This window comes from Streptomyces sp. BL1 (assembly GCF_057628045.1).
The window spans coordinates 2400606-2413317 of sequence record NZ_JBXYWZ010000002.1 but is presented as its reverse complement, the minus strand read 5'-3'; the positions used below and the strand labels follow the sequence as shown (position 1 = coordinate 2413317).

The following is a 12712-nucleotide window of genomic DNA, read 5'->3' as shown; positions in this document are numbered from 1 at the left end:
TGACTCCCGTATCCCGCCGTGCGACCATCTTCTGCGTCGCACGGCGAAGGGTGCCGTGCCCCGGCGGCGGGAATCAATCACGTCGCACGTGCGTTGTCACGACGCAGACCTTTCTCACCGACGTAAAGGATCCAATGACCTTCTCCTCTTCTCTTCCCCAGGAAGGCCAGCGTCTCGCGGAGTCGAATCGCCGGGCCGACGCCCTGATGGAAGAGGACGTCGCTTGGAGTCACGAGATCGACGGGGAGCGTGACGGCGAGCAGTTCGACCGTTCGGAACGGGCGGCGCTGCGGCGTGTGGCCGGGCTCTCCACCGAGCTGGAGGACGTCACAGAGGTCGAGTACCGGCAGCTGCGCCTGGAGCGTGTGGTGCTGGTCGGCGTCTGGACGTCCGGTACGGCGCAGGACGCCGACAACTCCCTCGCCGAGCTGGCCGCTCTCGCCGAGACGGCCGGTGCGTACGTGCTCGACGGGCTGGTGCAGCGCCGCGACAAGGCCGACCCGGCGACCTACATCGGTTCCGGCAAGGCCCAGGAGCTGCGCGACATCGTGCTGGAGACCGGCGCCGACACCGTCATCTGCGACGGTGAGCTCAGCCCCGGCCAGCTGATCCACCTCGAGGACGTCGTCAAGGTCAAGGTGGTGGACCGCACCGCGCTGATCCTCGACATCTTCGCGCAGCACGCCAAGTCCCGTGAGGGCAAGGCGCAGGTGGCGCTGGCGCAGATGCAGTACATGCTGCCGAGGCTGCGCGGCTGGGGTCAGTCGCTGTCCCGGCAGATGGGCGGTGGCGGCTCCGGCTCGGCCGGCGGCGGCATGGCCACCCGTGGTCCCGGTGAGACGAAGATCGAGACCGACCGGCGGCGGATCCGCGAGAAGATGGCGAAGATGCGCCGGGAGATCGCGGAGATGAAGACCGGCCGTGACGTGAAGCGGCAGGAGCGGCGGCGCAACAAGGTGCCCTCCGTCGCCATCGCGGGCTACACGAACGCCGGCAAGTCCTCGCTGCTGAACAGGCTCACGGGCGCGGGCGTCCTGGTGGAGAACTCCCTGTTCGCCACTCTGGACCCGACCGTCCGCAAGGCCGAGACCCCCAGCGGCAGGGCGTACACCCTGGCGGACACCGTCGGCTTCGTCCGGCACCTGCCGCACCACCTGGTCGAGGCGTTCCGCTCCACCATGGAGGAGGTCGGCGACTCCGATCTCGTCGTGCACGTGGTGGACGGCTCGCACCCGGCGCCCGAGGAGCAGCTGGCCTCGGTGCGCGAGGTGATCCGGGACGTGGGCGCCGCCGACGTCCCCGAGATCGTGGTGGTCAACAAGGCGGACGCCGCCGACCCGCTCGTCCTGCAGCGGCTGCTGCGCGCGGAGAAGCACGCGCTGCTGGTCTCGGCGCGGACGGGGCAGGGAGTCGAGGAGCTGAAGGCTCTGATCGACGACGAACTGCCGCGCCCCTCCGTCGAGCTGGAGGTGCTGCTGCCCTACACGCAGGGCAAGGTCGTCGCGCGGGTGCACCGTGAGGGCGAGGTGCTCTCCGAGACGCACACCGAGAAGGGCACCCTGCTCAAGGCCCGCGTGCACGAGGAATTCGCCGCGGAACTGCGGATGTTCGAGCCCGAGCCTGCCGCAGGCTGACCCGGACCCGCCCCGGACACGGGACAGACGAAGGGCCCGCCCCTCCTCGGGGCGGGCCCTTCGCCGTGTCAGGCGCGGGGCGCCGGGAACGGGCTCCCGGTCAGTGTCAGTTCCTGCCCGCGTACTTCTTGCTGACCGCGTTCAACACGTCCTCGGCCGTCGGGCCGAGCCGCGGACCGGCGAGCCAGGTGGCGGGCTGCGGGCCGATGGAGTTCACCGACACCAGCTCCGGACGGCCGTCCTGTCCCTTCACGAACCAGCCGCCTCCGGACGAACCGCCGGTCATCGTGCAGCCCACCCGGTACATCGCCGGCTGCGACGAGTCGATGGTCAGCTCGCCGGGCCTGCCGACACAGCTGTACATGCGCGCCCCGTCGAACGGGGGAGCGGCCGGATAGCCGTACGTGCTGACGCCCGAAAAACGGTCCGCACGCGGGGCGTTGAAATTGACCTTCACGGCGTTGCCGACGGTCTCCTCCAGGGACTTGCCGGCCTGCTGTTCCGGCTGCACCTGCAGTACGGCGAAGTCCTGCTGCGCACCGCCGCCGCCCGACTCGGAGCCCCGCTGGATCCAGTACTGCGACGTGGTCGCCCACTCGCCCCACCACTGTCCGTACGGCGCGACGTCCTGCGGCTGCGCACGCTGCACCTGCGCGGGCGAGAGGCCCTTGTTGTTGTACGCGGGCACGAACATGATGTTCCGCAGCCAGCCGCCCTTCTTGCCGGCGTGCACACAGTGCCCCGCGGTGGCCACCAGATTGGAACGGCCGGGATTGCGCGGGTCCTTGACCACGGTGCCGGAGCAGACCATCGGACCCTCCGGAGTGTCCATGAAGACCTTGCCCGCCGGGGCCGCGTTCCGCGTGTACGGGGTCGCGACGCCCCGCGCCTTCACCGCGCGCGGCTCCGGATCGGTGCCCGAGGGGCCGGACGCCGTGGCGACGTCGGCGGGGACCTTCTTCTCGTTGTCCTCCGCCGACTTCATCCGGTCCGGCTTCCAGTGGCCCTTGATGTACGGGTTGGCGAAGTCCTGCGCCTCACGGATCCACTGGTCCCGGTCCCAGTTCTTCCACTCGCCGCCGCGCCACTTCTCCAGATCCCGCAGCGACTTCGGCAGATCCTTCGGCAGCTTGTCGGGCAGCCCGAGCCCGTTCTTGCCCGCCTGGTCGGCGGACGTGTCCGCCGACGGCTTGGCCTGTGCGTCGGCCGGCCCGTCGGCGCCGGACTGACAGGACGTCAGGGTGACGGCCAGTGCCGCCGCGGCGGCAGCGGCGGCCAGCACCGGACGGCGACGTCCCGGTCTGCGTATCGATGACATGGAAAAGGGGTCCCTTTGCTGAACTGATGTGCTGTCGGACGAGGCTGTACGGCGCTCCGTGGGGGGGCGCGCCCGGCTCAGTTCTTCCGGCTCACGCCGTCGAACACGCCCTTCGCCTGGCTGCCCAGGCGCGGTCCGGACAGCCAGCCGCCGGTGACAGGACCGATGGAGGTGACGGAGAGCAGCTGCTTGCCGTTCGGGCTGAGCCATCCGCCGCCGGAGGAACCGCCGGTCATCGTGCAGCCGATGCGGTACATCGTGGGCTGCTGAGGGTCGATGGAGAGCCGGCCCGGCCTGTCCGTGCAGCTGTACATCTTCGCGCCGTCGAACGGCGGTGCGGCCGGGTAGCCGTTGGCGGACAGACTGCTGAGCGACTTCACACGCGGGGTGTCGAAGTCGACCTGCGCGGCCGCGCCCACGGTCTCCTCCAGGGACTTGCCGCTGGACTTCTCCTCCGGCTGCACCTTCATCACGGCGAAGTCCTGCGGCGCGCCGCCACCGCCCTTGGTGGAACCGTTGTTGATCCAGTGGTCCGTGGTCTGCGCGTACTTCGCCCACCAGACACCGTGCGGCGAGACGTCCTGTTGCGGGGCGTTCTCCAGCTGCGCGTTGGACAGGCCCTTGGTGTTGAAGTGCGGCACGAAGACGACGTTGCGGAACCAGCCGCCCTTCTTGCCGGCGTGCACACAGTGCCCGGCGGTGGCCACCATGTCGGACTTCCCGGGGTGCGCGGGGTCCTTGACCACGGTGCCGGAGCAGACCATCGGGCCCTCCGGGGTGTCCATGAAGACCTTGCCGACGGGCCCCGCGTTCTGCGTGTACGGGGCGCGTACGGGCTTCGCCGCGACTTTCGCGGGAGTCGGGTCGGTCACGCCCTCGTCCTCGCCGGTGCCGTTGTCCCCGCCGCTCTGACCGTCGTCGATGTCCGAGTCGTCGACCTTGCGGTCGTCCTTCTTGCCGTCGTTCTCGTCGGCGTCCTTCATCCGGTCCGGGTCCCACAGATCCTGGATGATCGGGTTGATGAAGTCCTCGGCCTCGCGGAGCCACTGCTCCCGGTTCCAGTTCTTCCACTCGCCGTTGCGCCACTTGTCGAGGTCGTCGAGCGAACTGGGCAGGTCCTCGGGCAGCTTGTCCGGCAGCCCCAGATCGTCCTTGCCCGGTGTCGCCGACGGGCTCGCGGAGCCGCCGCCGGCCTGGTCGCTCCCGGACCCCCCGTCCCCGCCGCAGGCGGTGGTGGTCACCGCCAGGGCGACGACGAGCGCCGCTGCGGCCAGCGCCGGGCGTTGGCGCCGGGAAGGCCTGGCTATGGGTGACATGTGTGAATTCCCCCTGAACTGAGTCCCGTTGCTGTGAACTTGTCATGCACCTCGCGGGCGAGGAGCGGCCCCCAACTATGCCGGGTGGGGGAGGGGACGGGGTCGGCAGGGTCCACGGTTCCGCCCGGTCCGTGCCAGAGATCTTCACGCGGGCCGTGATCCGCGCGCGTTCTCTTCGTTGGTACGTACGGGGGACAGCGGCCCGCTCAACAGCGCGCCGAGTCGACACCAGAGGAGACTTCTGTGAACGCGCGCTCCGGATCCGAGGGAACCCCGCGGGGCCCGGTCCGCAAACGACTCGCCCGCATGATGGACCCCGTCGTGCCGCGGCAGGGCTCCCGGCAGGACCAGCCGGAAGCGGACGCCGGAGCCGGCGAGGCGGGGAGCGCGCCGGCCCGACAGACGGCGCAGGCCGAGGAGTTCACGCCCTCCGGGGGATCCGATGCGCTGGAGGTCCTGCCGGAGGATCCGCTGGAGCACCCGCTGCCTGCCGTGGCGGCCGACGCCGCCGGCACGGAGAACCTGCTGCGCTGCTGGGTACGGGAGAGCGGTCTGCGGCGGCCCGAGGGAGGCGAGCTCCGGGTGCCCCTCGAAGCGGCGGGCACCGCACTGTCGGTGCCCGTGCTGCACTGGTCGGCCACCGGATGGCACCGTTTCGGGCACCCCCGGCTGGAGAGCGCACCGGCCGGGGCCGCCCCGGTGGACGCCGTCACCCTGGCGGCGCTCATCGCGCGCGAGGCCGACCACCAGGGGCGTGACGCCGCGGCACAGGCGGAAGAGCCCCCGGAGACGGCCGACTTGGTGGGCCGCGTCGCCGACTCCGTCCGGCACACCGCGGGGTTCCTCACCGAACGCCGCGCCGCCCCCGGAGCGCCCCCCGGGACCCCGCCCTTCCTGGACGCCGAACAGTCGCTCGTCCTGGGCCACCCGCTGCACCCCGCGCCCAAGAGCCGCGAGGGCCTCTCGGAGGCCGAAGCCCGGTCGTACGCACCGGAGTTGCGCGGCTCCTTCCCGCTGCACTGGATGGCCGTCGACCGTGCGGTGCTCGCCTGTGACTCCGGCTGGACGGAGAGCGGCCGCACGGTGACCGCCGAGCAACTGGCCCACAGGCTGGCCGGGCCCGGGGTGACCGCCCGGCTGCCCGAGGGCACGGTCCCGCTGCCGCTGCACCCGTGGCAGGCCCGCGAGGTGCGGTACCGCCCCGAGACCGCCGACTTCCTCGACCGCGGCCTCCTGCACGACCTGGGACCCGGCGGCGACGACTGGCACCCCAGTTCCTCCGTGCGCACTGTGCTGCGGCCCGGCAGCCAGGCGATGCTCAAACTGTCGCTCGCGCTGCGCATCACCAACTCCCGCAGGGAGAACCTCCGCAAGGAGGCCCTGCGCGGCCTGGAGGTCCACCGCCTGATGCGCGGCGGCCTGTTCGCCGAATGGCAGGCCGTCCACCCGCAGTTCGACATCGTCCGGGACGCCGCCTGGATCGGCGTCGACGGCCCCGACGGCACCCCGCTGCCCGGACTCGACACCGTCATCCGGCACAACCCGTTCGGGTCCGCACACGACGCCGTCTGCCTGGCCGGCCTCACCTCACCGCGGCCCTGGCCCCAGGCGAAGGAGACAGCGCTGCACAGCCGGCTCGCCGAGGTGATCCGCCGGCTCGCCGACCGTACGGACAGGCCGCAGAGCGCCGTGTCCGCCGAGTGGTTCCTGCGCTATCTGGAAGCCGTCGTCCGTCCTGTCCTGTGGCTGGACGCGCACGCGGGCATCGCGCTGGAGGCCCACCAGCAGAACACCGTCGTACTGCTCGACGCCGACGGCTGGCCGGCAGGCGGCCGTTACCGGGACAACCAGGGGTACTACTTCCGCACGTCACGGCGCGCCGAGCTGGAGCGCCGGCTGCCGGGGGCGGAACTCGGCGTCGCCAGCGACTCGTTCGTGGAGGACGCCGTCGTCGACGAGCGCTTCGCCTACTACCTCGGCATCAACAACGTCCTCGGACTGATCGGCGCGTTCGGTGCCGAAGGGCTCGCCGGTGAAGAGGTGCTGCTGGCCGCTCTCCGGGGCTTCCTGGAGAGCGCGGCGCGCAGCGAGGAGCCCGGCGCCCCCGTGTCCCCGCTGCCCGCGCTGCTGCTCGCGTCGAAGACGCTGCGCTGCAAGGCGAATCTGCTCACACGTCTGCACGGACTCGACGAACTCGTCGGCCCGGTCGACACCCAGTCCGTCTACGTGTCCGTGCCCAATCCGCTGGCCCACTAGCCGGCCGGCCGTTCCCCGAGAAGAGGCGTCGTCATGCAGTCCGACCCCGCGGCACAGTCCGAACCCGCCCCCGGCTCGGCCGTGTCCGGCAGCTCCAGTACGGACGACACACTCGACCTCTACCTCCCCTCCGAACTGCAGGCCCTGCTCGCCGAGCGCGACAGCGCAGCGGGCACTCCCGACGACGAACTGTCCGAAGGGCAGGGGCACGCAGGGCAACAGGCCGACGAGCTCACGCATCTGACGGAGCCCGATCTGCTCGACTCCGTCGGCAGCTGGCCGGAGGTGCCCACCCCCGCGGGCACACTGCGGCTTGTCCCCGTGCGGCTGTCCCGCGATCTCGACCTGGTCGCCGCGTGGATGAACGACCCCGCGGTCGCCGAATTCTGGGAGCTCGAAGGCCCCAAGGAGCGTACGCGCGCGCACGTGTGCGCCCAGATCGAGGGAGACGGCCGCAGCGTGCCCTGTCTCGGTGTGCTCGACGGCACCCCGGTCAGCTACTGGGAGATCTACCGCGCCGACCTCGACCCCATCGCCCGCTACTGCCGGGCCAGACCGCACGACACGGGGGTGCATCTGCTCGTCGGGGACATCGCCGACCGGGGCCGCGGAGTGGGCACCACCCTGCTGCGCGCCGTCGCCGACCTGGTCCTCGACCAGCGGCCCGCCTGCGGACGGGTGCTGGCGGAGCCCGATCTGCGCAACACGCCGTCCGTCGCCGCGTTCCTCAGCGCCGGTTTCCGCTTCAGTGCCGAAGTCGATCTGCCCGAGAAGCGCGCCGCGTTGATGGTGCGAGACCGCGAACTGCGGGCAGCTCTCTGAACAGTTCATCCGGAACGTTCATCTCCTGCCGAACCGCCGTCCCCCTCTCTCAGTCCCGCCCGAGGAGTCCCAGTGACCCGAACTCCCGCCTACCAGACGCACGATCCCCATGAACCCGCGCTCCTTCCGGAGCCCCCCGGCCTCAACCGTGAGAGCTGGGACCGGGCGGCCGGACGGATGCTCGTCAAGATGCTCACCGAGTTCGCCTACGAAGAGCTCATCGAACCCGAGCCGGACCCGGACCACGAGGCCGCACAGCACACCGCCGGCACCGGCCCGGCCGACGCGCCCCTCAGCCCGTACCGGCTGCGGGTCAGCGACGACTTGACCCTCCGCTTCCGGGCCCGCCGGACCGCCTACGGCCACTGGCACATCGACCCCGCCTCGCTCACGCCCGCCGGCACCGGCCCCTTCGACTTCCTCATGCGGGCACACGACGGCCTGCTGGGACTCAGCGGCGACACCACCGGACACCTCCTCCGCGAGCTGTCCGCCACCCTCACCGCCGACGTCCACCTCGCCGCGCGCGCCCTGCCCGCCGCGGAGCTCGCCGAGCTCGGATACGCCGAGCTGGAGGGCCACCAGACCGGGCACCCCTGGATCGTGGTCAACAAGGGACGGCTGGGCTTCTCCGGCGCCGACGCGGCACGTTGGGCCCCCGAGGCGCGCCGCGCGCAGCAGCTGCCGTGGATCGCCGTGCACCGCAGACTCGCCGACTACCGCGGTATTCCAGCGCTGGACGAACCGCAGCAGCTGTACGCGCGCGAGCTGGGCCCGGAGACCCTGCTCCGCTTCCAGCACCTGCTGCTTTCCCGCGGACTCGCCCCCGCCGACTATCTGTTCCTGCCGGTGCACCCCTGGCAGTGGGACGAGACCATCGTGCCGCTGTTCGCCGAGTCGCTCGCCGCGGGGGACATCGTCCCCCTGGAGCCCGACGCCGACCTGCGGCTGCCCCAGCAGTCCATCCGCACGTTCCTCAACATCTCGCGCCCCGAGTGCCATACGGTCAAACTGCCGCTCTCCATCCTCAACACGCTGGTGTGGCGGGGTCTGCCCACAGAGCGCACCACGGCCGCACCGGCCGTCACGCGCTGGATGCACGGTCTGCGGGACAGCGATCCGTATCTCTCCGACGAGTGCCGCGTCGTTCTCCTCGGCGAGGTCGCCTCGCTCACTGTTCCGCACCCCCAGTACGACACGCTGTCCCACGTTCCGTACCAGTACCGCGAGTTGCTCGGCTGCATCTGGCGCGAACCGCTGGCACCGCGCCTCGACCCGGGTGAACGGGCCCGTACGCTCGCCGCCCTGCTGCACACCGACGAGGCGGGGCGCGCGTTCACCGCCGAACTGGTCGAGCGGTCCGGGCTGGACGCGCACACCTGGCTGCGCCGGCTCTTCGCCGCCCTCCTGCCGCCCCTGCTGCACTTCCTCTACCGCTACGGCACGGTCTTCTCCCCGCACGGCGAGAACGCCATCATCGTGTTCGACGAGCAGGACGTGCCCGTACGGCTGGCGGTCAAGGACTTCGTGGACGACGTCAACGTGAGTGCCCGGCCGCTGCCGGAGCTGGAGTCCATGCCGGACGAGGTGCGCGAGGTGCTGCTCACCGAGGAACCCGGCTTCCTCACCCAGTTCATCCACTCCGGACTGTTCACCGGGGTCTTCCGCTATCTGGCACCCCTGTGCGAGGACCAACTCGGCGTTCCGGAAAGCGACTTCTGGGCGGGCGTACGGGCCGAGACCGAGCGCTACCACGCGCGCTTCCCGGAGCTGAAGGATCGTTTCGAGACCTTCGATCTCTTCACCCCGCGGATCGAACGGCTCTGCCTGAACCGCAACCGGCTGCATCTGGACGGTTACCGGGACCGCCCCGAGCGCCCGCACGCCGCCGTGCACGGCACCGTCCCCAATCCGCTGCACGGCCCGTGACCGGGCCCGTTGTCAGCGGCGGCGCGTAAAGTGTCGGACCTATGAGCAAGCCCGCCCTCTCCGAACTCCTGCACGCCGCCGTCACCGCCGTCGGCGGCACGGAGCGCCCCGGCCAGGTCGCCATGGCCGAGGCCGTCTCCCAGGCCGTCGAGGACGGCACGCACCTGCTCATCCAGGCGGGCACCGGCACCGGGAAGTCCCTCGGTTATCTGGTGCCCGCCCTGGCGCAGGGCGACCGGGTCGTGGTCGCCACGGCGACCCTGGCGCTGCAGCGCCAGCTGGTGGAGCGCGATCTGCCGCGTACGGTCGACGCGCTCCATCCGCTGCTGCGCCGCCGCCCCGAGTTCGCCATGCTCAAGGGCCGGTCGAACTACCTCTGTCTGCACCGGATGCACGAGGGCGTGCCGCAGGACGAGGAGGACGGCCTCTTCGACCCCTTCGAGTCCGCCACGCCCACCTCACGGCTGGGCAAGGACCTGCTGCGGCTGCGCGACTGGTCGGACGAGACGGAGACCGGCGACCGCGACGATCTCACCCCGGGCGTCTCCGACCGCGCCTGGTCGCAGGTGTCCGTCTCGGCCCGCGAGTGCCTGGGCGCGAGCAAGTGCGCGTACGGCGTCGAGTGCTTCGCCGAGGCGGCCCGCGAACGCGCCAAGCTCGCCGAGGTGATCGTCACCAACCATGCGCTGCTCGCCATCGACGCCATCGAGGGCGCCCCCGTGCTGCCCGGGCACGAGGTGCTGATCGTCGACGAGGCGCACGAACTGGTCTCGCGGGTCACGGGCGTCGCCACCGGCGAGCTCACCCCGGGCGGCGTCAACCGGGCGGTGCGCCGCGCCGCCAAGCTGATCGACGAGAAGGCGGCCGACCAGCTGCAGACCGCGGCCGAGACCTTCGAGCGGCTGATGGAGCTGGCCCTGCCGGGCCGCCTCCAGGAGATCCCGGCCGATCTGGACCACGCCCTCATGGCCCTGCGGGACGCGTCGCGCACCTGCGTCTCGGCGCTCGGCAACACCCGGGACCGTTCGGTGCAGGACGAGGACGCCGTGCGGAAGCAGGCGCTGGCCTCCATCGAGAACGTGCACGATGTCGCCGAACGGGTCCTGGAGGGCTCCGAGTTCGACGTGATCTGGTACGAGCGGCACGACCGGTACGGCGCGTCCCTGCGCGTCGCCCCCCTGTCGGTGTCAGGGCTGCTGCGGGAGAACCTCTTCGAGGACCGCTCCGTCGTCCTCACCTCGGCCACGCTCAAGCTCGGCGGGGACTTCCACGGCGTGGGCGCCTCCCTGGGGCTCCGGCCCGAGAACGTGTGCGAGCCCGGCACCGAGGAGGAGGGGCCGGCCCGGCAGGAGAGCGGTCAGGACGACGGACAGGACGCCGCCGCAGGGGAGTCGGAGGACCCGGTGGACGGCGGACCCCGCTGGCGGGGCATCGATGTCGGCTCGCCCTTCGACTACCGCAAGCAGGGCATCCTCTATGTCGCCAAGCATCTCGCGCAGCCGGGACGCGAAGGCTCCCGCACCGACATGCTGGACGAACTCGCCGATCTGGTGCAGGCGGCGGGTGGCCGCACGCTGGGGCTGTTCTCCTCCATGCGGGCGGCGCAGGCAGCCGCCGAGGAGCTGCGGGGCCGGCTGGACCAGCCGATCCTGCTGCAGGGCGAGGAGACGCTCGGCGAGCTGATCCGCCGCTTCGCGGACGACCCGGCGACGTGCCTGTTCGGCACGCTGTCGCTGTGGCAGGGCGTCGATGTGCCGGGCGACAGCTGCCAGTTGGTGGTGATGGACCGGATCCCGTTCCCCCGCCCCGACGATCCGCTGATGAGCGCCCGGCAGAAGTCCGTCGAGGAGGCCGGAGGCAATGGCTTCATGGCGGTTGCTGCCACCCATGCCGCGCTGTTGATGGCGCAGGGCTCGGGCCGGCTGGTGCGGGCCACGGGGGACCGCGGCGTGGTCGCGGTGCTCGACCCGCGGCTGGAGCGGGCCCGGTACGGCGGCTATCTCCGCGCCTCCATGCCGGACTTCTGGTACACGACGGACCGCAATCAGGTGCGCCGTTCCCTCGCCGCCATCGACGCGGCGGCCAAGAAGAGCTGAGCAGAGGGGCAGCGCAGCAGACCGCACCGGTGCCGGCCGGCGCTGACGGCAGGCGTGCGCAGACATGGCGGGGCCGCCGGTCCCGGCGCAGCTGGGAACCGGCGGCCCGTTCAGGGGCGGTGACGCGTGGGGCTCAGACCCTGCGCAGGACGGCGACGACCTTGCCGAGGATCGTCGCGTCATCACCGGGGATCGGCTGGTACGAGGCGTTGTGCGGCAGCAGCCACACATGGCCGTCCTCGCGCTTGAAGCGCTTCACGGTGGCCTCGCCCTCCAGCATGGCGGCCACGATGTCGCCGTTCTCCGCGACGGGCTGGCGCCGGACGGTCACCCAGTCGCCGTCGCAGATCGCGGCGTCGACCATCGAGTCACCGACGACCTTCAGCACGAACAGCTCGCCGTCGCCGACCAGTTGGCGCGGCAGCGGGAAGACGTCCTCGACGGATTCCTCCGCGAGGATCGGGCCGCCGGCAGCGATCCGGCCCACCAGCGGGACGTACGAGGCCGAGGGCTTCCCCGTCGTGTCCGCGGTGGCCTGGGTGCTGGGCGTGTCCGAGCCGCGCACCTCGTACGCACGGGGACGGTGCGGGTCGCGGCGCAGGAAGCCCTTGCGCTCCAGGGCCATCAGCTGGTGTGCGACGGAGGAGGTGCTGGAGAGGCCGACGGCCTGGCCGATCTCCCGCATGGACGGCGGGTATCCGCGGCGCTGCACGGAGTCGCGGATGACCTCGATGACGCGGCGTTGCCGGTCGGTGAGGCCGGAGCTGTCCGCCCTGATGCCCGGTGGCCTCCCGGGCAGTGAGCGCTTTGCTTGGGGACTCTCGTCGGAGTCCGGATTCGTGGCGTCGTTCATCTGCGGAATCTGGTCGAGCGCCGGGGTGGAGCGGTTCTGGGAGGTGATGGTGGCGCTGTCTGCGGTGGTGGTCACGTCGGCCCCTCTCGAGCGGTTCTCCCTAGTTGGACAACGCTAGTGGGTTTCGAAAGGTTGCGCCAAACACACGTTCGAGTGAAAATCCATGGTTTCCCTGATCTGACCTCGCCGCAGGGTGTATGCATCCCGCGGCCCCTGTGCGTGCAGGGGCGCCGCGCGGACGGGAGCAGTCTCGCAGCAGTGCCCCGCGGCGTCAGCACCAGGTCCGATTCGCGTAGGCTCGGGGCCGCCCCGGCGACACGACACGCGGCTCTGCGAAGTTGACGCCCCGCCACCAGATCTAGTGGTTTGATGGGCGCACGCCACCACAAGTTGTGGTCCCCGGTGCATCACGCCGGAGGCCGTCGCCTATGCTGGTGGCTGCTTCGGGGCCGGTCCGCCGGCTTGCCGAAGCCGTATCAGTCATGCGC

8 protein-coding genes are annotated in these 12712 nt (G+C 71.2%); 5 read left to right on the top strand and 3 right to left on the bottom strand.

The features are described from left to right. Positions 1 to 134 precede the first annotated feature (134 nt). The gene (hflX, locus tag AC3AGO_RS10645; RefSeq protein WP_487819912.1) at positions 135 to 1634 is read left to right on the top strand and encodes a GTPase HflX; all 1500 of its coding nucleotides are present in this window, start codon (positions 135 to 137) and stop codon (positions 1632 to 1634) included. A 106-nt stretch (positions 1635 to 1740) separates the two neighbouring features. Here hflX and AC3AGO_RS10640 read toward each other — a convergent pair whose 3' ends face one another. Both AC3AGO_RS10640 and AC3AGO_RS10635 read right to left on the bottom strand, forming a co-directional pair. Beyond that, on the bottom strand, positions 1741 to 2952 hold the full coding sequence (locus AC3AGO_RS10640) for a trypsin-like serine peptidase (RefSeq protein WP_487819911.1): 1212 nt from the start codon (positions 2950 to 2952) through the stop codon (positions 1741 to 1743). Positions 2953 to 3029: 77 nt separating this feature from the next. Then, a complete protein-coding gene (locus AC3AGO_RS10635; RefSeq protein WP_487819910.1) occupies positions 3030 to 4268 on the bottom strand; it encodes a trypsin-like serine peptidase in 1239 nt (412 codons plus the stop codon). Positions 4269 to 4511: 243 nt separating this feature from the next. Between AC3AGO_RS10635 and AC3AGO_RS10630 the strand changes: the two genes are divergently transcribed. The 4 genes from AC3AGO_RS10630 (at position 4512) to AC3AGO_RS10615 (ending at position 11371) form a co-directional block, all read left to right on the top strand. Continuing rightward, positions 4512 to 6524: an IucA/IucC family protein gene (locus AC3AGO_RS10630; RefSeq protein WP_487819909.1), complete on the top strand. Its 2013-nt coding sequence runs from the start codon at positions 4512 to 4514 to the stop codon at positions 6522 to 6524. A gap of 33 nt (positions 6525 to 6557) precedes the next feature. Further along, entirely contained in the window at positions 6558 to 7346 is a 789-nt protein-coding gene (locus AC3AGO_RS10625) for a GNAT family N-acetyltransferase (protein WP_487819908.1), read from the top strand. A gap of 177 nt (positions 7347 to 7523) precedes the next feature. Next, entirely contained in the window at positions 7524 to 9275 is a 1752-nt protein-coding gene (locus tag AC3AGO_RS10620) for an IucA/IucC family protein (protein ID WP_487824609.1), read from the top strand. Positions 9276 to 9316: 41 nt separating this feature from the next. Continuing rightward, the gene (locus AC3AGO_RS10615; RefSeq protein ID WP_487819907.1) at positions 9317 to 11371 is read left to right on the top strand and encodes an ATP-dependent DNA helicase; all 2055 of its coding nucleotides are present in this window, start codon (positions 9317 to 9319) and stop codon (positions 11369 to 11371) included. Between the two features lie 133 nt (positions 11372 to 11504). Here AC3AGO_RS10615 and lexA read toward each other — a convergent pair whose 3' ends face one another. After that, positions 11505 to 12299 carry a transcriptional repressor LexA gene (gene lexA, locus AC3AGO_RS10610; protein WP_487819906.1) on the bottom strand — a complete coding sequence of 265 codons (795 nt, stop codon included), beginning with the start codon at positions 12297 to 12299 and terminating at the stop codon, positions 11505 to 11507. Positions 12300 to 12712: the final 413 nt, after the last annotated feature.